The sequence below is a fragment of the Sedimentibacter sp. B4 genome (assembly GCF_000309315.1).
Taxonomy (GTDB): Bacteria; Bacillota; Clostridia; order Tissierellales; family Sedimentibacteraceae; genus Sedimentibacter; species Sedimentibacter saalensis.
In genome coordinates this window covers 44514-67730 of the sequence record NZ_CANG01000019.1, presented here as the reverse complement: position 1 = coordinate 67730, position 23217 = coordinate 44514, and the positions used below count along the sequence as shown (strand labels likewise).

Genomic DNA, 23217 nt, shown 5'->3' with positions numbered 1-23217 from the left:
CTGAAGACGTAGAGGAACTGGAAAAGAAAATTGAGCAGTTGATGAAAGAAAAAGATCAACATGAAAGTGAGAGGAGGAAGATACATGTCAAGACTACTTGGTGTTTTTATGTTTCCAATATTTATAATTGTACCGGCGATTGTTTTGTATTTTGTCATTAAGCTGGCTATAAAACATGCAATAAAGGAATTAAAGGACAATAATATTCTATAATACTTTTGCTTATTAGGGGTGATGAATATGAGCAGAAAAATGATAGTGATCGGCATTTTGATTTTATTGACGGCTTGCAGCAATACAGAAAAAGTTGATGAGGCTGCTGTAAAAGAAAATATGAGCGAAGTTGAAGAAATAACTAATAACAGCGATGTGGATAACGTTTCGCCGGCAGAAAATAATACATTTTCTCTAAAAGAAATTGATATAAACCGGTTAAATGAAATCAAGATAACTGAAAAAGATGGAAACAGAGTCTTATTTGATGATTATTTATCCGCAACAGAAATAGTATCTGAAACAGAAGCTGTTTTTTCAGATGAATATTATGATACTGTACGCAATTCAAGTCAGGCATTGTACTGTGACGGATTTGATGAAGGATTCGACAATAATCTCATAGATTCCAATATTTCAGACATGGAATTTGTGCATTTTGACAACAGTGGTACAAATTCGTTTTCAAGCTTTGAAAGTCCTTATAATTTAATCAAGAAAAATACGGTTTTAGTTTTAGAAGGTACAGATGAAAGTTCAGAAGTTAATGTTAAGGATATTGTTTATGGATACTGTGTTGATAACATAACGTTAAATTGCTTTATACGCAGAAATACAAGCGATACTTTCGATGTTATTATAGATCCTGCTTACATGTACGGCTTGCCTATATATCATTCGAATGCTACTTGTTGTGATTATACCATCAATGGTCTCAATATTAAGGCGGATACACTTTTCTTGAATGTTGCTGATGTTGACGGTGCATTGAAAGATACACTGATGAGATCAAGTTCATCCTATGTATATGCTCAGCTTACATTTGGTGAAATTGACTGCAGCTATGGTGTTAAATCCGGCTACAACATCACAGCTTCTATTGATGATTATAAATTGATTACAACAGATACGGAAAGAGTTCTTACAAAGTCATTTATGTTTGAAAATACAGAGGATAAGAATCCTGAGATGCTTGGCGTTTACAACACCCTCATGTCAAAAATGGATGTGTTGAACACGGAATCCACATTGGGCATAACATTGCTTGATTTGGATTTTGACAATACACCTGAGGTTCTTGCTACAAGATATTCTGATATTTCGGATCCTTCATACACAGTCTACGACACTGAAGCTGCTGATGTTGATATTTACCGTATTGAAAATGAAAATCTCATTTACATTGGAACACTTTATAACTATCACACAGTCATCTACGAGTTAGGTAACGTCTTAGGGTTAAAAACTCTTGAAGATGGAAGCAAAGCTTGGTTTAATATGTCATATAAGAACAGAAGCACAGGAGAAGTTTCTGACACGGACTACATTTTTACATTGGAAGGAAATGAACTGAAGTTTCAAGAAGTGTTCAGCAAAGATAAAGAAGGCATTTATTACTACTTTGGAGAACCCATGGTTTTTGAAGAAAGTCCATTTACTCATGAGATTTATGGACTGGAAACCACAAGCACTATGTACAGCTGGGAAAATTACAAATCCACATTTGGTACATGGGAACTAATAGGAAAAATCAAGCAAGGCTATTGTGAAGATATGAAAGATTCTTCATTTAATCTGTACAGTGACTGGCTTTCTCATACGGATCCAAACAATAAATCCTACAAGCTGCAATTGACTGAACGTATGATAAGCTATAATGTAGCATACCTGGTAGATTCTTATTATTTAGGTTCCTATGATGCAATCAAACAGTATTTTGAGTACAGGTTTCTGGGAGACTATGCAAAACCGGTCATATACCTGTATCCCACAAAACAAGAAGATGTATCCGTTAAAATTGAACTAAATGGAGTGTTGACTTGTTCATATCCTGAATATAATGACGGATGGAATGTAACGGCTTATCCGGACGGCACTCTTATTAACAAATCAGATGGACGAGAATACTCATATTTATATTGGGAAGGCAAAGGTGCCGCTGATTGGGATATGTCACAAGGTTTTGTTGTTAAGGGATCTGATACCGCCAGGTTTTTACAGGATAAGCTGGAGTATCTTGGATTGACTGCAAGGGAGCTGAATGAATTTATAGTGTATTGGCTGCCGCTGATGAAGGATAATAAATATAATCTCATAACTTTCCAGACAGCTGCTTATGAAAACAATGCAAATCTATATATTACGCCTAAACCGGACAGCGTACTAAGAGTTTTTATGGCATACAAGGCTTTGGATAATTATATTGAAGTTCCGGAACAAAGACTGAACACATTTAAGAGAAACGGTTTTGCCGCAGTTGAATGGGGAGGAACAGAAGTGAAATGAATATTAGATTATGCAACATTAATGACAAGGAAAATTGGATAAGGCTGAATAGGGCATTTATGGCATATGAGTTGAACGATGAAGAGTTTTGGAATAATGCTGACACTATTTCTGATGAACAGTTTGGATCTGTTTTTGAAGAGGCCTTCAACAGTCCTGAATTAATTACAATGATGATGGTAGAAGAGGAAAATGAAACAGTTGGTTTTGCCAATCTTATGACCATATTCAGCGTATGGGCTCACGGTAAGGCCTTAATACTTGATGACCTGTTCCTGTCGGAAGGGTGTCGTAGAAAAGGGTTGGGGAAAAAAGCTATGGAATGCATTGAAAATTACGCTAAGGAAAATGGCTATAAAAGACTGCAGTTCCAGTCAGAGTTCAGCAACCCTGATGCATATAACTTCTACACTAAACGGGGATACAAATCCGAAGACATGCATTTTTTTGTCAGATATTTTAATTAATGAGTTAAAATAATTCAACCTCACTTCTCCTTGACATAGGGCAAGTGAGGTTTTTGTTTAAAGAGAATATTCCTTGGGAGGATTGCCGGAAAAATCTGCAATTGTTGCTTTTGCACTTTCCAGGTAAAATACTTCGAATGTTGGATTGTCAGGTGTCTTGTATATGGATTTTACCAGTTCGCTGCTTTCAAGAACATCTTTTTTTATTCCGGCATCTGATACAAAAGCGGCCTTACCGCTTAATCTGATCCATGCGAAATTTGAATTGCAGGTTGTCAGTTCGACAACAGGGTGATTTTTTATTTCAGCATATACATCCTTTTGGTTGCTGGTGCAGAAGTAGAGCTTTCCTTCTTTTTCAAACATAAATTGGAATGGGCGAACCTTGGGATTGCTGTCCAGCCCAACTGTAGAAAAGTACATCACCGGGTTTTCTTTAATAAATTTTATTGCTTCATTCATTTTTTTCTCCTTTACGTTGACAATTAGTAAGTTTTTCACTTTGTACAATCAATATTATAACCAAATAAATAATATTTCTTTGTTTGATTATTTACGGCCACATGTATATAATAATGCCAACGGTATATAAACGCAAGTAAGCACCTTGAAGTGCTGTAGGTACCTCAAGGTAACTAATGGGAGGAACAATGAAAAAAGAAATGCCGCTTTGCCCGGTTGAAGCAACGCTGTCCATCATAGGCGACAAGTGGAAGATACTTATACTGAGAGACTTAATAGAAGGAACCAAGCGTTTTGGGGAATTAAAAAAATCCATCGGCTCAATAAGTCAGAAGGTTCTTACACAACAACTGAGAGATATGGAGGAAGACGGGCTTGTTAACAGAAAAGCATATGCAGAAATACCTCCAAGGGTGGAGTATTCGCTGACGGAAACAGGAAACAGCTTAAAACCCATACTTGATTCCATGTTTTTATGGGGTCAGCAATATAAAGAAAAAATTACAAAAGAATAGTGAGTATTTCTGGAAACCTGGTCGCCAATCAATGAATGTTGGTTTATTTTTATGTCATTTAAATAATAAACTAAACAAAACAACCCTATATTATTCAATTAAATACAAATTGAGTTATGTAATTAACAGGTTGGGCAGCAAAGAATTTGAATGCCAATACATCATATAAAAGCAAAAAACAATAAAAATAAGAACTTTATTTGAAAAAACCTAATATTTTCCTTATGTTTATAATTCTTTACTCTACCAAAACTCTGCAACAATGTTACTATATTAACATATGTAACAAAATTATACATAAGGGGAGAAAACAAAATGAAAAGCTTCAAACAATTGATTTCATTAGTAATGGTTGTAGTTATGATGTTTTCACTTGCAGCTTGCGCTCAGGAAAAACAAACTGCAGCTGAAGAACCAGCAGCTGCTGAACCAGAAGTAAAGTCCTATGCGGATACAATAAAATGGGATGCTGCATACGATGTAGTTGTTGTAGGTTATGGAGGAGCAGGAGCTGTAGCCAGTTTAACAGCTGCTGAAGAAGGAGCTAAAGTATTGCTTCTTGAAAAAGCACCTGAAGGACAGGAAGGCGGAAACACAAAATATGCGGCACAGATAATACCGGCTCCAACAGATAGGGAAAAAGCCCTGACTTACTTTAAAGCAATCCGCGGAGGTTATGACAATCAAAGCGATGCAATAGTTGAAACCATAGTTGACGGCAGCATGGCAATAAGAGAATGGCTCACTGCCCACGGCGCAAAAGAAATAATAGAATATCCTTTAATAGAATATCCTGAAGCACCGGGTTCTGATGGAATCAGCTCAGTAATAATTGATGAAAAAGAAGTATTCACAGGCAAATTCTGGAGTCTTTTCAAAAAGAATGTAGCAGAACACAAGGACAATATTGATGTATGGTTTGAGGCTCCTGGAACAGAATTGATTCAGGATCCAGAAAGCAAAATAGTTCTTGGAATTAAAGTTGATAAGGACGGAAAGACATTGAACGTCCGTGCACAAAATGGTGTAGTTCTTGCTACCGGAGGATTTGAAAACAATGAAACAATGGTAGAAAATTATACACAAATGCCGGAATGTTTCTCTAAAGGCGCTCATTACAACACAGGGGACGGAATAAAAATGGCTATGAAGGCTGGAGCTGATTTGTGGCACATGAGCACTTTGTCCGGACCTGACCTGAATTTCAAGGATCCCAACAGTGAAACCACATTCGGGTATGCATTGCAGTTATATGGATTTAATAAGAAGAGTATAATATTTGTAGGTTCTGACGGTACCCGTTTTGTCAATGAGGCATTTTTTCCAAGACACGGACACATAAACAACAGCGGCACATGGGTTTCAATGCAGATTCCGTCTCCTGCCTATGCTGTATTTGATGAAGCTGCTCGTCTGGAAGGACCAATATATCCGTCCTGGAGCAAGGACAGTTCTGAAGAAATTGAAAAGGGCTGAATTGTTAAAGCTGATTCAATAAAGGAACTTGCAGAAAAAATAGGCGTTAATGCTGAAGGCCTCACGAATCAGGTATCTGAATATAATTCATATTGCGCAGACCAGGATGCCCCTCAATTTGACCGTGCTCCTGAAAACCTTAAATCTCTTTCCGAAAGCGGTCCATACTATGCTTTAAAACTTGTGCCATCATTCACCAATACTCAGGGAGGTCCTGTTCGTAACGAGAATGGGGAAGTGCTTGACCTGGACGGTAACCCTATTCCGCATTTGTACAGTGCTGGAGAACTTGGCTCAGTGTATGCTGATATATATAATGGCGGTGGAAACCTGGCTGAGTGTATATTCTTTGGACGAATTTCAGGAAAAAACGCAGCTAAGGCAAAAGATGACGCTCCTGTTACAGTTGTGGAAAATACAATACCATCAGATCTTAATGCTGAAGAGGATATAAAACTGGGTGAAAATGAATATTCAGGCGAAGGTTCAGGCATGGGGGGCACCCTGACAGTTAAGGTGACTATGGACGGAACAAAGATAGCTTCTGTAGAAGTCTTGAAGCACAGCGAAACACCTAACATATCAGATAAGGCTATTTCCGATGTTCCATCAGCCATTGTTGAAGCTCAGTCTGCAGATGTTGATACAATTTCCGGTGCAACTGTTACAAGCAAAGCAATAATCGAGGCAGTGAAGGATGCATTGTCGAAAGTTAAATAGTATATGCTAATAGCAGAAATCTGATTTCACATACCCTTCAAGTGACAAAAAACCCAAAGAAAAATACTGAGGGTTTTTTGTTGCATTATGTTATAATATTAACATGGAGGCAATTTATGGATTATATTGACCAAGGATTCAGGAATAACAATGAATTTGTCCGGATGATTTTACTGAATGAAATCGTCATTGGACAAAAGGAAGAATATGTAAAGAGTGAGCTTATTTCACATTGCGGCGCTGAATTGAATGTCAGGTTCAGCGATTATTACATATTGCTTACCGGACGATATTGCTGCCCATGTTAAAGTTGTGCCTACTTATTTGAGTGAAATTTTCAATAAAGAAATCGGAATGAGCATTCCGCAGTACCTTACAAGACTAAGGATTGAAAAGTCAAAAAAACTATTAAGTGAAAGCGAAATGAAGGTATTTGAAATTGCAAACTCTGTGGGGTTTAAGGATGCAAATTATTTCGGAAAAATCTTCAAAAAACATGTGGGGGTAACACCTCAGCAATATCATGAGTACAACAGAGAGTAAATTCAGGTCTCTTAGTTATTAGCTCACATAGGCGCTGACTGTACAGTCGGCGCCTTTTTAAAAACTAAACCCGCACAATAAATCATTAAGCATATTTGTCTGAGTAAACAAATCGTCACATTCTTCTGAGGCATTATCTGCAGCTGCAGAATTAACTTGTACAACTGCGGCGATTTGTTCTATTCCAACTTTAATTTGTTCAATTGCAACAGATTGTTCTTCTGATGCTTTCGAAATTTCTTCTACTGTACTAGCTGCATCTTTTGAACTAACTACAATGTTTTTAAGCGTTAAAGCAGTTTTATCGGCAATTTCATTTCCATTTGTTACAGCTTTTACTGTTTCTTCTATAAGAATGGATGTTTTTTTGGCAGCTTCAGCACTTCTGACTGCAAGATTTCTCACTTCATCTGCAACTACGGCAAATCCTTTGCCTGCAGAACCTGCATGTGCTGCTTCAACTGCAGCATTCAGTGCAAGAATATTAGTCTGAAATGCTATGTCATCAATGAGTTTAATTATTTTTCCTACTTCATTTGATTTGATATTTATCTCCGTCATTGCAGCAACCATCTCTTCCATTCTTTTATTGCAGGCAGTAATTTCGTTGCCTATAGCAATTAACTTATTGCTTGCAATAGAAGTGTTTTTGGCAGTGTCTTTTATATGGACGGAGATTTCTTCAATTGCTGCAGATGACTCTTCTATTGAATTAGCCTGCTCAGTAACGCCTTTTGAAATTTTCTGAGAATTTAATAATATATTTTCTGATTTGTTTGATACTACTGAAGATAATCCGTTTATATTTTTTATTGTTTTTGAAAGCATGTGTGCAGATTCCGAAATTGAATGCTCTATCCTTTCAAAGTGTCCGTTAAAACTTTGGCTTATTTTTACATTAAAATTACCTTTTGATATTTCACTCATTACTTCATCTATTTCTTTTATGTATAAAATTAATGTATTAATTGATTTTCTCATATTTTCAGCTAATTTGCCCAGTTCATTCTTTGATGTATATGTTATTTTGTAATTTAAGTTGCCTTCTGATAAGGATTTAGCCAATCCCTCAATTTCGTTGACGGGTGATACTATACTGTTTGTTATTATTCTGGTAATAATAAAACCTAAGAAAACTGCAGCCATGGTAATTGATACAGTTAATAGAAATGAAAATCTTACACTTCTATTTGATGTATGTGCGTCCTCCTGTAATCTGAGATTTATTCCATCTGTTATTTCATTTAGATTTTTATTGATATCATTTACAACAGGCTCATATGAATTGAAAATTAGCCTTGTAGCATCGCTTTTATATTTGAGATTCATAACCTCATCCCTGATTACTGCTTCTTTTTCCAGAAGTTTTAATGTATCTTTAACTTTATCTGTGTCAGTAACAAGCAGTATTTCTAAGTCCTTCATGTTAGAAGTCATTTGATTATATAAATCTCTGCTGATGGAAATGTATTCTTCCTTTTTAGTAATATTGTCTGTTAATGTTGAGGCATACAGATTTTTTTCAATGTCCTTTAGGCTTTTTGACACTGAAGATGCCAGATATATTTCTGGTACTGTTACTTCATTTGTATTACTGAGTAATTCAGCGGCATCATTAAAGTTGTAAAGACTTATGGAAATTGGAATAATAAAAAGCAATATTAACAATGCAAATGAAATTGTAAGCTTTGTTCCTAGTTTTAAGTCATTGAATCTTATTTTTTTATCTTCTGAAATTTCAAATTCAGTTTTTTTTGATTTGGTTTTATCAGGGATTAATCTTCGAAGTCTTTTGATGAATGTATTTATGGATTTATAATTTACGTTTTTTTTCAGTTCTTGAACTTTTTTGTACATAATTATCTCCTCTCGAATATGAATTAAAGATTGTCTCATTGATATAATGTAAACGAGATTTGTAAACACACGTATTAAAAAATGTAAAAATTGTGTATTGTTTCACATTTAGATACATGGAATTTTCAAAGGAGAGTGTTTTAATTACTCTTTTACATGCAATTTACGAAAAAATTACAACTAATTGAATATTATATTATTTTAAATATGGTAAAATTTAAAATATTACTATTGCATACGGAGTTAAGCAAATGTCAGATAAAATAAAAGAAGCATTGGATTATGTGATTGATAACAAAAAAATAAGGACTGTTTTTCAGCCTATTGTATCTCTAAGGGATGGAGGAGTATATGGTCATGAAGCACTTAGCAGGATAACATGTGAAAGCGAAATAAAAAATCCGGATATGTTGTTTAATGCAGCAGTAAAGTACAACTGCTTATGGCAATTAGAGCTTTTATGCAGGACAAAAGCCCTGGAAGCTGCCTTCATATTCATGATTCCGCCGTACAGCAAGAAACTATTTATAAATGTAAATCCATGTATAATGCATGATGAGACATTTAAGAGGGGATTTACCAAAGATTTCTTAAAACAATACAACATCGATCCCAAGAGCATTATTTTTGAAATAACAGAAAAGAATGTAATAACGGATATCAGCAGTTTTAAATCAACCATATCATATTACAAAAATCAGGATTACAGCATTGCAATTGATGATGCAGGATCCGGTTATTCAGGATTAAATCTCATAAGTGATGTAAATCCTCATTTCATTAAGCTGGATATGAATCTGATTCGAGGCATAAGCAAGGACAGATTAAAATTTTCATTGGTCAAGGGTATGGTTGAATTTTCAAAAGCATCAAACATATCAATTATAGCCGAAGGAATAGAAACATATGATGAACTGGAAACAATTATTAATCTGGGTGTTCAATATGGACAAGGATATTACTTTCAAAAACCTGAAGAAAATATTAGAGATATTGACCAATCCGTACTAAAGTCAATCATAGAAATAAATTCAAGAAAGAACCACATATCTAATGGGGTTACATCGAATATATACATAAAAAACCTAGCTAAGGCTTCTTATATAGTATCACCTGATGAAAGGGTGAGTATTGTTTATGAAAACATCATAAGAAATGATGACTGCCAAGGGTTATGTGTAGTAGACAATGGTAAACCAATTGGTATAGTTACAAAAGAAAAAATTGCACTTAAATTGAGCGGAAATTATGGATATTCACTATACAAAAACAAATGTATATCAGATATAATGGATAAGGAATTTTTAAATGTTGAACATGACACTCCCATAAATGTTGTTTCCGATTCAGCGATGGAACGAACCAATGACAAGCTGTATGATTTAATAGTGGTTACAGAGAACAATAAGTTTATTGGAACTGTCACCATAAAAGATCTGCTTCAAAAGACAACGGAATTGGAAGTTTCTGCAGCAAAACATCAAAATCCGTTATCAGGCCTTCCAGGCAACATTATCATAGAACAAACTTTAAACCAGGCACTTCTTAATTTTTCAGAATACAGCGTTGCATATTTGGATATAGATAATTTTAAGGCATATAATGATGTTTATGGATTCGAAAAAGGAGATAGTGTAATTAAACTTTTGTCTGACATCTTAAGAAAACACAATGATGATTTTTATTTTATCGGTCACGTAGGCGGTGATGATTTTGTAATAATAGTTAATAAATGTGTTTGCAGTGATTACTTTGCATATATTAAGAATGAGTTTGAAAGAAGCGTACTGGATTTCTACAGCAGCAATGATATTGAAAATGGATATATTGTAACTGCCAACAGAAGGGGGGAAATAGAAAAGTTCCCATTGAGCACATTGACATGTGTCGTAATAAGCAATAATAAATATAATTTTACAGATATTGTTGATTTGACAGGAGAGTTGGCAGCTTTAAAAAAACGTGCAAAGCAACGATTAAAACTAATAAGCTAATCTTCAGATAAATTTAAACTTAACTATAATTTCTATATAAAACAGCTGCTTATACCAATTTAATGAAACAGCTGTTTTTATTTTTACTAGATTTTAACATACCCATGCTTTTAATTTTACTGAAATATAATATATTTACCTTTAATAGAGGTGGGCTAATAATATATTAGGAGAAAAAATGAAACTTATATACTGCGTAGAAGATGATAATAGTTTAAGAGAATTGCTGACTTGTGCCTTGAAAACAGTAAATTATGAAGTTTCAAGCATTTCAGATTATCAAGTCCTTAAGGAGAAACTAAAGAAATCAGTTCCTGATTTGATACTTCTTGACATAATGCTTCATGAAGAAGATGGTACTGCCATTTTGCAAACTTTAAAAAATGATAAGCGGTACATGGATATACCAGTAATAATTTTAGTGGCAGCTTCATCAGTAGAAGTAAAGGTGAAGTTGCTGGATTTGGGTGCAGATGATGTAGTAACAAAGCCATTTGGTATGTTAGAGCTCATTGCTAGGCTAAATGCTGTTTTAAGAATCGTTATGAAGACAGCTGCTGGGCAAAAGCACATGGAATGTAACGGAATTTTTCTTGATTACAATAAAAGGGAAATAAGATATGAAAGTAATTATGTAAGCTTAAGCAATAAGGAATTTGAACTTTTTTACTATCTTGTAATGAACAAGGGCATAGTTCTTTCAAGAGATAAAATGATTGATAAAATCTGGGGATGCAATTATAAAGGAGAAAAACGCGCAGTAAATATGTACATCAGTTCCATAAGGCGTAAACTTGGTGAAGCTGGCTGTCACGACATAATAAAAACAGTAAGAAGTGCAGGATTTATAATTGAAGATAAATAATGGCTGGTACATAAAAATCCGCTTCGGAAATATCTGAAGCGGATTTTATATTGATGATATCAACATTCAAAATACTTATTCATTATCAGAAGTTTTCGGCCTGGTACATTGTTGAAATCCTTGTTTTTTTAAAAGTATTTTTGCTTTTTTTAACTCTGTACATCACAATTGAGTAGTAGTTGTCATACTCCTTGTCCTGCTGCTTTTTTCTATCTGCCAGATCTTTCATAAAAGCAGTTTTAAATTCATCATGTGTCATGCCCATATTATCCTCCATATTTTATTATTGTAATTGCTGATATCTAAGATATTTTGTTATTTTATTAAGTCTGCAGCACTTTGAGGCACATATACGTTAATTCCGTTAAAGACAACAACACCTTCAAGGTTAACTTCTTTGCCGTTTACATAAGCAATGTTTTTATTTACAGGAAGTTCAACTTTTATATTGTCTTTTTCAACAGTCAATACAGGGTTGTTAACATCTGAATTATTAAATTCAACTTTTGCTCCTTTTGATTCGAAAACATCTCTTGCTTTCACAAAGAGCCTGTCAGTTGCCTGATCTAAGTCCAAACCCATTGATTTTTCCATATATACTGCGATATCAGTGTTCTCAACTGTACCTGTCAGTTGGCTTATGTTTGCAGGTGCATATACATAAAGAGTCACATCTTCTCCGGTATGGCCTTTTGTTGTAAATCCTATATTTGCTCTTTTGCCGATCATAGGACCTACAGTATAATTCATATCTCCGTCCTCGGTATTTTTTATTGCTTCAATTTCTTCAGCTGTCAAATCATTAATTCCGTAGTATTGTGACATAACTTCTGCTACATTTGAACGATCAGCATTAAGCTTTGAAGCAATTCCTTCGCCTGTTAATGAAGCGCGTTTTAAAGGATTGATGAATGCTGAGAGAGGTGTTTTGTCATAGCTGTTGTTAGTTGAACTGTTTCCTATTGATATTCCGCTGTTTCCATGGTCAGTTGCTGCAATTACAAGTGTATTTCCATCAGCTTTTGCAAAATCCAGTGCTACACCCACGGCCTTGTCAAATGCCAGTACATCAGAAATTACGCCTATAGGGTCATTTGCATGGGCTGCCCAGTCAACCTTGCTTCCTTCAACCATCAGAAAGAATCCATCTTCATCCTGAGACAGCAGTTCAATTGCTTTTTTAGTCATTTCTTCAATGGAAGGTTCTTTTGCAGGGTCGCGGTCAAAATCATAAGCTAATGCTGAAGGAGCAAACATTGCCCAAAGATTTCCTTTAGTTATATTTCTCAGTTCAGCTGGAGAAGTAACGTACTGATAATTTTTCTTTATTTCAGCAATAAGATCTTCATTGTCTTTTCTGTTTTCTTCAGCGAAAAATTTTGAACCTGAACCAATTACTACATTAAGTTCCTGATAAACCTGCTGTTCAGAAATTGAATCATAGTTTTTTCTGCTTGGGTCATGTGCTGTAAAATCAGCAGGTGTTGCATGCATTATTTCGCTTGTTGCTATTATTCCTGTTGCCTTTCCGTCAAGCTGCGCTGCTTCAAGTATTGTTGCCACAGGTTTTCTTTTATCATCTGGATTTAGTTGCTCAAGACCGGGCATTGAATTTACATCAGGCAATACTCCAACAAAACCTGTATGTGATTTATATCCTGTTGCCATTGCTGTTCCTGCAGGTGCTGAATCTGCTATGGGAGCATCGGAAGAATAAGTTCTGACCAGACCTGATGCCATACTGTCCAAATTAAGTTCATTTCCTCCATTGTACCATCTTGACAATGTCAGTGCGCCGGTACTCATTCCGTCAGGTATGAGCAAAATAACATTTTTTACTTCATTTTGAACATGTACATCATTTATACCTGCCGCCAGTACGCTTTCTGTCATTGTAAATGTCATTGCCGCTGCCAGCAACCCGCTTATAATCTTGTTTAACTTCATAATTTCCTCCTAATATTGTAATTAATGCAATTATATAGGCAGTTTGTAAAAAGACTTAGGCATGGCTGTAAAAAATATGTTTTTTATTGGTAAAGGATGCTTATGTTAATTGTATTTTTTTGATTTTTGCAGAAAGACTATGAAAATAAGCAATTTTACTTTGTTTTTACCATAAGGTTGATTAGTTTATACAATTCAACTTTATAGTAAATTTATAAAATATTAGTTGAAAGGATTAAATTATGATTAATTTTGAAGACATAAAAAACAGCAAAGAAATAAACACATATATTAAAAAAGCGGATGATTCACTTGCTGCTTTAGGATATACAGAGCATTCATTTGCTCATGTTACTAAGACAGCAAGTGAAGCAAAGGACATACTTGAAAAACTTGGGTATGATGAAAGAACCACGGAACTTGCAAGCATTGCCGGCTACATGCATGATATTGGCAATGTTGTAAACAGAATAGATCATGCTCAGACAGGAGCAATAATGGCATTTCGAATATTGGATAATATGGGTATGGATGTGGCTGAAATTGCAACAATTATTTCAGCTGTAGGCAATCATGATGAGTCTACGGCAGTTCCTGTAAATGAAGTTGCCTCAGCATTAATATTGGCAGATAAAAGTGATGTGCGTCGTTCAAGAGTAAGGAACAGAGATTTTTCAACATTTGATATACATGACAGAGTCAATTATTCTGTGGAAAAGTCAAACCTTATATTAAATGTAGAAAATAATGAAATAGTGCTGAACTTGACGATTGATACAAAAATATGCGCAGTTATGGACTATTTTGAAATATTTTTAGGAAGAATGCTGCTTTGTAGAAAGGCCGCAGAATATTTAAAGTTGAGGTTTAAACTGGTAATAAATGAAGTGGAGCTTTTGTAAGTAAACAAAAATATATAAAAAAATTACTTAATATTTACATTTAAACAATTTAACTTTTACTTGAAGGAGATATATTTAGTTCAAGATAAAAAATCAAAGGAGATAGAAATTAATGAAGGCAAAAAAAATATTATCAATAGTATCCACAGTATTAATAATGTCAATGGCATTTGTAGGGTGTGCAAAAAATGAAACTCAAGCACAACCAGCTTCACAGCCTGCAGCAGAACAAAATTCAGTTAAGCAATCTGAACCTATATCAGATTTTGACTCAGAGAACGCTATAACAGTAGTTGCAAGAGATGCAGCTTCCGGAACAAGAGGAGCTTTTCATGAACTTATGAAAATCAAGGTTAAAGAAGGAGACACTGAAGTTGACAAACTTGTAACCGGAGCGTTGGAATTTGATGGTACAGACAAGGTTATAACTGCTGTTGAAGGAGACAAGTATGGAATCGGATATATTTCTCTCGGTTCAGTAAGTGAAAGAATAACAGCAGCAAGCGTAGACGGAGTTGAAGCAACCATTGAAAATGTAAAAAGCGGAAAATATTCAGTAGCAAGACCTTTCTTATTAGTAACAAAAGGAACTGAAAGCGACCTGGTCAAGGATTTCATCAGCTTTACAGAATCTGTTCAAGGACAACAATTAGTTGAAAAAAAACATTACATAGCATCAGTAGATGGACCTGTAGAATACAAAGCATCCGGCTTGTCAGGAACTATTAAGGTTGCAGGTTCTACTTCAGTAACACCATTGATGGAAGTGCTGCAGGAAGCATACAAAGAACTTAACCCAAATGTAACATTTGAAATGCAGTCAAATGGTTCATCACAAGGAATTAAATCAGCTATTGATGGTTCTTATGACATAGGAATGAGTTCGAGAAAGTTGAAAGATGACGAAAAATCACAATTAAATGAACACACGCTTGCAATTGACGGTATTGCAGTAATACTGAACAATGAAAATCCTATGACAGACATTTCATCAGAAAATATTACAAAAATATACACCGGTGAAATCACAAAGTGGTCTGATATAAAATAGTAGTTACCATCCAATAATATACAAAGACAAAGCATATTAATATGCTTTGTCTTTTTTTGAAGTTATAGGTATGAGTAAAATTACTTGTAAATTTTAGCATTTTTAACAAGGATTCATTGACATGAGATCCTAATGTCAACTATAATAGTTTGTGATATAGCTAACAAATAATGATAACATCAGGAGCTAATAACATGAAACTGCAATCATTGAAATATTTTGTAAATTTAGCTGGAACGAAAAGCTATACCAGGTCAGCAGAAGAATGTTTTATTACACAGCCAGCGCTAAGCCGTTCAATATCCGAACTTGAAAATAAATTAGGATGCAGATTATTTATAAGGAACAGCCGTTCTGTTGAATTAACGGAGGAGGGAGAAGTTTGCCTGGCTGAAGCAAAAAAAATAATAAAACATTGTGATACATTGGTTGAGAAAGTAACTAATTCCAATCAACAATTTAAAAACCCTGTCAAAATCGGATATGTTATATATGGTCATTTAGCAGTATTCAATAAAAAATTAAGTCAAATACCAAACAGTAATACAATAAAAATAGAAACAGAATATGATACATTGGCTAGAACAAACGAAAAACTAATGTCAGATGAAATTGATATGGCCATTATTCCTGAGGCTTCCATAACGAGTTTTAATGACTTTAATGCATTCAAATTGCAGAAAAGTCAGCTTTATGTACTTATACCTAATAAAAACGAACTGTTTCATCGTAATTTTGTTAACTTTAATGATTTGATAAATCAGAAATTTATTGGATGGTGTCCGGATGAAACACCGTTAATAAATGATTCACATTCTATGGTTTGTGAAAAGAATGGGTTTAAACCGGAATTTGTGGCTTACGGTAAAAAAATGGGAGATATAATGACTTTATCAATTTTACATAACGCTTTAGGATTTGCATCCTGTAAACTTGCAGTTGTTGATCAAGAAGAATTTAAATTAATTCCTGTATCAGACAGCAAAGAAAATTTTGGCCTTTTGTGCATATGGAAGAAGGATCAAAAAAACCCATCAATTAATAAACTCATGCAATTGCTTGCATAATAATCTATTACATTTTTTTATAGATGGCATATTTAAATGCATTATAGGCATTTCTATATGCTATTTTTGTATGTTAAAATATATACAGCTTTAAGCTAGACGTAATTCAAGGGAGGAGATACGATGAAGAGAAAAATTATAAGCATACTGCTGTGTGTTATGATGGTACTGAGCATAGCAGGATGCAGCAAAGAAGCAGCTAATGAAGTTAAGACAGAATCTTACACAAAGGTTGCAAAAGGTTTTGGAGGAGATGTTACAGTAACTGTAACATTAAAAGATGGAGTAATTTATGATGTAAAGGCTGAAGGTCCAAATGAAACAAACGGTATTGGAAGCAAGGCAATTGAAGAACTGCCGAAATTGATGGTGGCTGCAAATTCTGCAGATGTTGACGGAATTACAGGGGCTACTATAACAAGCAATGCTGTAAAATCAGCAGCAAGAGCAGCTTTAAAGGAAGCAAATGGTGAAGTTGAAACAGTCTTGTCCTTTACACCGGGAACATATTCAGGTGAAGCATATGGAAATACTTCTACGGTTGTAGTAGATGTTACAGTGACTGAAAAAGAAATTACTGACATTAAAATTGCTCAGCAAAATGAAACACCCATATTATTTGACGCTGCAAGAGATACAGTTATTTCTGAAATATTAAAAGAACAATCTTTAGCTGTTGATACAGTATCAGGTGCAACAGTAAGTTCTAAAGCCATTTTAAGTGCTGTAGGAAATGCTCTTGAAAAATCCGGTGCTGATATTGATGCGCTGAATATTTCAAAAGCAAAAGAAAATGTGACTCAACAGGAAATAACAAAGACAGCCGATGTAGTTGTTATAGGTGGAGGCGGAGCTGGCCTTGTATCAGCTATTTCTGCAGCAGAGCAGGGTTCATCTGTAATCGTGCTTGAAAAAGCACCGTTCTTAGGCGGAAATTTAACGGTGTTTGGTGGAATTTACAATGCTCCGGACGAAGAAAAGCAATCAAAAATGGAAATGAGTGAAGCGGTTAAGAAAACAATAGAAACAGCTATTAATACTGAACCTGCAAATGAAGTGCATGCTGCTGCCATTGCCGCTGTGAAGGCTGACTATGAAACGTGGAAAGCTAATGGTTCAGTTGGATTGTTTGACTCATCATCATGGTTTGCTCTTCAAACTTGGAACTCTGGAGATAAAGTTGCAAATAAAGAATTGGTTGATATTATGTGCAATAATGCATATGATGGCTTTACATGGCTGGAAAACATTGGCGTTGAATTCAATGACAAACTGACACAAGGCGCAGGTTCTCTGTATCAAAGAACTCATGGTGCTGTTAAACCTAGCGGTTCCGGATTTATTAATGCTTATGTTGAAACGTTGGAGAAGTATGGTGACAAGGTTACTATAATGATGGAAACACCAGCGGATACATTAATTATGGAAGGGAAAAAGGTTGTTGGAGTAAAAGCAACTGATAAGTTTGGCAATAAATATACCGTGAATGCAAATAATGGTGTTATTTTAGCAACCGGTGGATTTGCAGGAAATGTTGAACTGCGCCAGGAATACTGCGAAGGTGAAAAATGGAAAGATTTAAGCGATAAAGTTTTAACTACTAACTTAAAAGCAATAACTGGTGATGGTATAATTATGGCTCGTGAAATAGGAGTGAACTTAATTCATATGGAACAAATACAACTGCTGCACCTGGGTAATGCATTTACAGGTTCTACAAAAGGAGTTATACCTTACAAGGGAAGAAACTCTGACGAAGTTATATTTGTGAACTCTAACGGTGACAGATTTGTAGCAGAAGATGGACGTCGTGATGTAATGTGCAATGCTATCATAGAACAAGAAGGCGGATTCTATTGGATGATCCACGATTCTAAAAATATCGATCCTAAAAGTGCTGAAGCAGAAAACTTTATAAAAGGCGGATATTTGTACAGGGCTGAAAGTTTAGAAGAGTTAGCTGGATTGATTGGTGTTCCTAAGGAAAATCTTGTTGCCAGCGTAAATGACTACAACAAGTATGTTGAAACAGGCACTGATGAACTCACAGGAAGAAAGCTGCTTGTTGAAACAATTGATGAAGGACCTTTCTTTGCTGCAAAACGTGTTCCGTCTGCTCACCATACTATGGGAGGCGTTGAAATAGATGCTGAAACACACGTTATTTATAAAGACGGTTCTATTGTTGAAGGATTGTATGCTGCGGGAGAAGTAACCGGAGGAATCCATGGAGGAAACCGTGTAGGCGGCAATGCAGTTGATGATACTGTTGTATTTGGAAGAATTGCAGGATATAATGCTGCAAATAAGAAGTAAATAGAAATAAATTTAAGTAATTAGCAAGCAAAACCTCTGGACTGATGTATTTTAAATGCTCTGTTTGGAGGTTTTTATTATTAAGAAATCAGAAAAGTAAGGGAAATTGTTATTGCATATAAACATTTACATTTTGTTTTTTTATGGATATAATTATATATGTGCTGTTTTTAATTCATCAACATACATTAACTTAACTTATAAGATTTTTGTGTGAAAATCAGGAGATAAAATGGAAACTAAAGCTGCGGATTACAATGAAACAAAACAAAATATATTTGACACTGCAAAAACTCTTTTTTATGAAAAGGGTTATTATAACACGTCAATAGGAAATATCTCTGAAGCAGCAAATGTAAACAGAGCTTTGGTATCATATTATTTCCAGAGCAAGGGAAATTTAGCGCTGCACATTGTAAATCAATTCAATACCACAATAACAGAAAAAATAACGTGCAAATTAAAAGAAACAAATGTAGATGTGAATCCGCTTGTATTATTTGCAGTGGAAACCAGGGCTTTTAATTCTTTTAGACGTCTCAATGAAAATTACAGACGTTTTATGAAGGAAGTTTCTCTGGAAAACATATTGACACTGGGAGAAAACTGGATAGTAAGAGCCATCAGGGGCAACACCATTTATGAATATCTGGAAAAGAAACATGATATTTGTTTAAGCGAGGTGGATAGACAAATTTACCAGAGCAGTCTTTCTTCAATAATAAGCGGATTGATAATTGTTCACAGCGAGGGACATATTGATTGTTCTCATGAATACATTGCTGAAAAGGAATGTGAAATGTATCTGAAGATGCTGGGACTGGAAAAAAGCGAAATAAGCATGATACTGCAGGAATCAAAGACAGTGTATGATAATATTGACATAAAGATGGAAAAGAATTTTAATATAAAAATAAAATAATCTGTCGGCAGTTGCCGGCAGATTATTTTTATTATAATTTTTGCATTATTTCATTTGAGAAGCACTTTCTCCGGCAATTCTACCAAATACTATTATATCTGTAATAGCATTTCCTCCAAGTCTGTTGCCGGCATGGATGCCTCCTGTAACTTCACCTGCTGCATATAATCCTGGTATTGGCTGATTATTTGCATCAAGAACTCTTGCAGATGTATCTATAGCCAGACCTCCCATTGTGTGGTGAACTGAAGGTGATCTAGGTGTTGCATAGAATGGTGCTGTCTCAATTTTAGTTCCAAAGTTTGACTTGCCGAAATCTGGGTCAGCTCCTTGTTCTATATAACTGTTGTATTTGTTTATTTCATCAACAAGGGCATTTTTATCCATTCCCAGCTGAACGGCTAAATCTTCCAATGTATCTGCACGGTAGATGCTCTTTGTTTCAACCAATTTTTCTACATCATCGCCCCATACGTTTTTTCCTTCAGGACTGATTCCTGCTGTGTTCTTGTCGCAGATTATGTAGAAAAGCTGATCTTCCTGCTGCAATGCAGCACTTGCCAGTACATCTCTTTCCGCATATTCGTTTACAAAGCGTTTACCATCTTTGTTTACGAAGACTTGAGTTTCTGCACTGCCCCATACGCCGCCTGACAATGATCCTGTTTCAGGATGCGAACTTGGCATAAGCTGAATGAATCCCATTCCTACAAGTTGTGCTCCTGCTTTTTCTCCCATGATGATTCCGTCTCCTGTTGCTGCAGGTGTGTTTGTGGTTTTCATAGTGAGAGGCATTTCAGGCCAGTAAGTGTTGTATTTTTGTCTCATTTCTGGATTTGCTCCAAATCCTCCGGTTGCCATTACAACGCCCTTATTTGCTTTTAATGTTACAGGTGTTCCGTCAGACTTTACTGCTTTTACTCCTGTAACTTTTCCATTTTCAACAATTAGTTCTTTTGCTTCTGTTTCAAGCATTATTTCAGTGCCTAATTTAACTGCTGTATCTTCAAGAGGTTTCAGATAACCAATTCCAGTGTGTTCCAAAGGTGAATGGCTTCTTGGCCAAAGAGCTCCAAGAACTGTACCAACTTCATCGCTTATGTGTGCTCCTAATCCTTCAACCCACTTAAGTGTCGGCAAAGAGTTGTTTGTCATGGTTGTAACCAGTTCATAGTTGCCAGTTATTGTGTTGCCTTGAAGGTCAGTTCTTTTTCCGCCTATGTAAGCATGAATTGTGTGCAGTTCGGGTGAATCAAAAAGAACTGTTGTATCTCCTGCAAGATATTCTTTGATTTGTCCTTGAAGTGTTATCAATGATGGAGCGAAATCTCCGTAATCCTCAGGTTTATCATCAAGATATCCCTTCAGTTCATTTAAAAGAGACTGGTTCATCTTAACGTTTTTTTGCCTGTCAGGATCATATGTGTTGTATTGTCCGCCGGCTCTTATGGTGTTGCCGCCGGTTGAAATGCTTTTTTCAATTACGATTACAGTTGAACCGTCTTCTGAAGCGGATGCTGCAGCAGCAAGTCCTGCTCCACCGCCGCCTATAACTATTACGTCAGCTGTTTTTTCAATTGCTTCACCTGTTTTTGAATCAGCTGATTTTTGTTTTAATGCTTCAATATCTCCCCCTGCTTGCTTCACACAATCTTCAACAGCCTTAAGAATAGCATTGCTAGAATAAGTTGCTCCTGTTATGACATCAACTGCCAATGTTTGTCCTTCTAGAATGCTTGTTCTTATTTTTTCAAGGGCAGCATCTCCAAGCCCTGCAGTTTCTGTCTGGTTTAGTATCTTAATATCCTTTATTTCTGTTGCAGTGAATGTTACTTCTACTTTTACAGGTCCGCCGTTACCTTCAGCTTCTGCAGTGTAAGTACCTTCCTTGAAAAGTGCCTTTGAGTCTTCGCCGGCTGCCGCATCTTTTGAATTTCCATTGCTGCATCCCGCTGCAAGAAGCAATACGAAAATCATCAAGAGGCTAATTAGGCGTTTTTTCTTTCTAATCATTTTATTCTCTCCCGTCAAGTTGTTTTATATTGTTTAATAAAAGTCAAACAATATAAAATCATTATAATAAGCAATATTAAATAAGTCAACAATAAAATTAAACGCATTTAATAAAATATATATGAATATTGAAAATATAGTATTGATTATTATAATAATATTTATAAATGTATTTAAAAAATAGAAAAAGCATTTATGAAAAATATATAACATTTTTAAAAGAAACTGAAGCAGGACATGAATATTTTAAATAGCATTATCTATCCATAACATTTGGTTATTGATGTTGATAAGATTATATTATTTTACAATTATCACACCAATGGATATAGTTAATTAAAAAGCATAATGGAGGAAAACTATGTACATGCAGAAGTATCCTTGCGTATACATGCGCGGAGGCACAAGCAAAGCAGTTATTTTTCATGAAAAAGATCTTCCCGAGGATAAAAGTCTTTGGGATAACATATTTTTAAAGGTGATGGGCACGCCTGACGTGAAACAAATAGATGGAATGGGAGGAACAGTTTCCTCAACAAGCAAAATAGCCATAGTTTCTCCATCAGACAGGGAAGATGCCGACGTAAATTATACTTTTAAGCAAGTTGATATAATAATACCAAGAGTCGATGGAAGTGCTAACTGCGGAAACATTTCATCGGCAATAGGACCCTTTGCTATAGATGAAGGTTTAGTAGAGGCAGTGGAGCCTATAACAGTGGTTCGTGTATTAAACACGAATACAAACAAAATTATTGAGGAGCATGTCCGCGTCAAAGATAAAAGGGCAATGGTTCACGGTGACGAGGTTATTAAGGGAGTTCCCGGCACAGGTTCAAGAATTGATATGTATTTTGAACAACCCGGAGGGGCTGTTACAGGCAAATTATTTCCAACGGGAAATAAAAAAGATATATTTGACGTGCCGGATTTTGGCAATATAGAAGTAACCGTCATTGACTGTTCAAACCCAATCGTCTTTATAAGGGCAAGGGATTTAAAAATAAAAGGAACAGAACTTATTGAACTGAACAACAACAAGGAAGTTATGGAATACATTGAGCGCATTCGCTGCATTGCAGCTGAAAAATGCGGATTTGTGGACAAATGGGAACAAGCCAGGACTATGTCCACTTCAGTCCCTAAGGTATCCATAGTGTCAATTCCACAGGACTATGAAGATATGGACGGAAATAATATAAAAGCATCAGAGATGGATTTGTGCTGCAGGGCAGTTTCAGTTGGAAAACTTCACAAGGCGTACCCCATGACTGTGGCTGTTGGAACAGGAGCAGCAGCTAAAATTCCAGGAACTATTGTAAATGAAATAGCATGTCTTAGTAAAAATTACAGCAAAGACATAATAGTGCTTGGTCATTCAAGCGGAACAACAGAAGTTGACATGAAAATGAATGGTGAAGAAGTTCTTAAGGGCGGAGTTACGAGGACGGCAAGAAGAATCATGGACGGATATGTATATGTAAGGGATTAATATAATGAAGTAATCAAGGGGATATTGTCCTCTTTTTTATTGCTGCTCAATATGTAGGGCTGACGTCGTGTCTGACAGGTATTAGTTTTGCATCCTTTGTGACAGGTAT

At 35.4% G+C, this 23217-nt stretch carries 21 protein-coding genes; 16 read left to right on the top strand and 5 right to left on the bottom strand.

From position 1 onward, the window contains the following. Positions 1-84 precede the first annotated feature (84 nt). Genes BN358_RS28270 through BN358_RS03715 form a run of 3 tightly spaced genes read left to right on the top strand, consistent with a single transcriptional unit; the run spans position 85 to position 2966 of the window. The gene (locus BN358_RS28270) at positions 85-213 is read left to right on the top strand and encodes a hypothetical protein (RefSeq protein ID WP_019227953.1); all 129 of its coding nucleotides are present in this window, start codon (positions 85-87) and stop codon (positions 211-213) included. Positions 214-240: 27 nt separating this feature from the next. Continuing rightward, complete coding sequence (locus BN358_RS27430; RefSeq protein WP_019227952.1) at positions 241-2499, top strand: hypothetical protein; 2259 nt, start codon at positions 241-243, stop codon at positions 2497-2499. Then, positions 2496-2966 carry a GNAT family N-acetyltransferase gene (locus BN358_RS03715; RefSeq protein ID WP_019227951.1) on the top strand — a complete coding sequence of 157 codons (471 nt, stop codon included), beginning with the start codon at positions 2496-2498 and terminating at the stop codon, positions 2964-2966. The genes BN358_RS27430 and BN358_RS03715 overlap by 4 nt, the downstream gene beginning before the upstream one ends. Positions 2967-3023: 57 nt before the next feature. Here the strand turns inward: BN358_RS03715 and BN358_RS03710 are convergent, their stop codons facing one another. Beyond that, a complete protein-coding gene (locus BN358_RS03710; protein WP_019227950.1) occupies positions 3024-3428 on the bottom strand; it encodes a pyridoxamine 5'-phosphate oxidase family protein in 405 nt (134 codons plus the stop codon). A 188-nt stretch (positions 3429-3616) separates the two neighbouring features. Between BN358_RS03710 and BN358_RS03705 the strand changes: the two genes are divergently transcribed. From BN358_RS03705 to BN358_RS03695, 5 genes are all read left to right on the top strand, one after another. Then, positions 3617-3943 (top strand): helix-turn-helix domain-containing protein, encoded by a 327-nt coding sequence (locus BN358_RS03705; RefSeq protein WP_019227949.1) that lies wholly within the window; start codon positions 3617-3619, stop codon positions 3941-3943. A 315-nt stretch (positions 3944-4258) separates the two neighbouring features. Next, positions 4259-5419 (top strand): FAD-binding protein, encoded by a 1161-nt coding sequence (locus BN358_RS03700; protein WP_019227948.1) that lies wholly within the window; start codon positions 4259-4261, stop codon positions 5417-5419. Then, a complete protein-coding gene (locus BN358_RS22210; protein WP_306461323.1) occupies positions 5420-6139 on the top strand; it encodes an FMN-binding protein in 720 nt (239 codons plus the stop codon). It abuts the gene before it with no gap. Positions 6140-6255: 116 nt separating this feature from the next. Continuing rightward, entirely contained in the window at positions 6256-6447 is a 192-nt protein-coding gene (locus BN358_RS25955; protein ID WP_198018340.1) for a hypothetical protein, read from the top strand. Beyond that, positions 6389-6682 (top strand): AraC family transcriptional regulator, encoded by a 294-nt coding sequence (locus tag BN358_RS03695; RefSeq protein WP_019227946.1) that lies wholly within the window; start codon positions 6389-6391, stop codon positions 6680-6682. Before BN358_RS25955 ends, BN358_RS03695 begins: the two co-directional genes overlap by 59 nt. Positions 6683-6739: 57 nt before the next feature. Here the strand turns inward: BN358_RS03695 and BN358_RS03690 are convergent, their stop codons facing one another. Further along, complete coding sequence (locus BN358_RS03690) at positions 6740-8539, bottom strand: methyl-accepting chemotaxis protein (protein ID WP_019227945.1); 1800 nt, start codon at positions 8537-8539, stop codon at positions 6740-6742. A gap of 251 nt (positions 8540-8790) precedes the next feature. Between BN358_RS03690 and BN358_RS03685 the strand changes: the two genes are divergently transcribed. Both BN358_RS03685 and BN358_RS03680 read left to right on the top strand, forming a co-directional pair. After that, on the top strand, positions 8791-10533 hold the full coding sequence (locus BN358_RS03685) for a GGDEF domain-containing protein (protein WP_019227944.1): 1743 nt from the start codon (positions 8791-8793) through the stop codon (positions 10531-10533). 178 nt (positions 10534-10711) lie between these two features. Beyond that, on the top strand, positions 10712-11398 hold the full coding sequence (locus BN358_RS03680; RefSeq protein WP_019227943.1) for a response regulator transcription factor: 687 nt from the start codon (positions 10712-10714) through the stop codon (positions 11396-11398). 85 nt (positions 11399-11483) lie between these two features. Here BN358_RS03680 and BN358_RS03675 read toward each other — a convergent pair whose 3' ends face one another. Continuing rightward, positions 11484-11663 (bottom strand): hypothetical protein, encoded by a 180-nt coding sequence (locus tag BN358_RS03675; RefSeq protein WP_019227942.1) that lies wholly within the window; start codon positions 11661-11663, stop codon positions 11484-11486. 50 nt (positions 11664-11713) lie between these two features. Further along, positions 11714-13291 (bottom strand): alkaline phosphatase, encoded by a 1578-nt coding sequence (locus BN358_RS03670; protein WP_306461322.1) that lies wholly within the window; start codon positions 13289-13291, stop codon positions 11714-11716. Between the two features lie 293 nt (positions 13292-13584). On the opposite strand from BN358_RS03670, the gene BN358_RS03665 reads away from it, so the two are divergent. From BN358_RS03665 to BN358_RS03645, 5 genes are all read left to right on the top strand, one after another. Continuing rightward, positions 13585-14247 (top strand): HD domain-containing protein, encoded by a 663-nt coding sequence (locus BN358_RS03665; protein WP_040581960.1) that lies wholly within the window; start codon positions 13585-13587, stop codon positions 14245-14247. A 112-nt stretch (positions 14248-14359) separates the two neighbouring features. Continuing rightward, positions 14360-15298, top strand: coding sequence for a substrate-binding domain-containing protein (locus BN358_RS03660; protein WP_019227939.1), 939 nt, complete (start codon positions 14360-14362; stop codon positions 15296-15298). A 194-nt stretch (positions 15299-15492) separates the two neighbouring features. Further along, positions 15493-16365 carry a LysR family transcriptional regulator gene (locus tag BN358_RS03655; protein WP_019227938.1) on the top strand — a complete coding sequence of 291 codons (873 nt, stop codon included), beginning with the start codon at positions 15493-15495 and terminating at the stop codon, positions 16363-16365. A 123-nt stretch (positions 16366-16488) separates the two neighbouring features. After that, positions 16489-18681: a flavocytochrome c gene (locus BN358_RS03650; RefSeq protein ID WP_019227937.1), complete on the top strand. Its 2193-nt coding sequence runs from the start codon at positions 16489-16491 to the stop codon at positions 18679-18681. Between the two features lie 232 nt (positions 18682-18913). Beyond that, positions 18914-19603, top strand: coding sequence for a TetR/AcrR family transcriptional regulator (locus BN358_RS03645; RefSeq protein WP_019227936.1), 690 nt, complete (start codon positions 18914-18916; stop codon positions 19601-19603). Between the two features lie 45 nt (positions 19604-19648). Here BN358_RS03645 and BN358_RS03640 read toward each other — a convergent pair whose 3' ends face one another. After that, a complete protein-coding gene (locus tag BN358_RS03640; RefSeq protein WP_019227935.1) occupies positions 19649-21616 on the bottom strand; it encodes a flavocytochrome c in 1968 nt (655 codons plus the stop codon). Between the two features lie 361 nt (positions 21617-21977). On the opposite strand from BN358_RS03640, the gene BN358_RS03635 reads away from it, so the two are divergent. After that, positions 21978-23108: a 2-methylaconitate cis-trans isomerase PrpF family protein gene (locus tag BN358_RS03635; protein ID WP_019227934.1), complete on the top strand. Its 1131-nt coding sequence runs from the start codon at positions 21978-21980 to the stop codon at positions 23106-23108. The last annotated feature ends 109 nt before the right edge of the window (positions 23109-23217 follow it).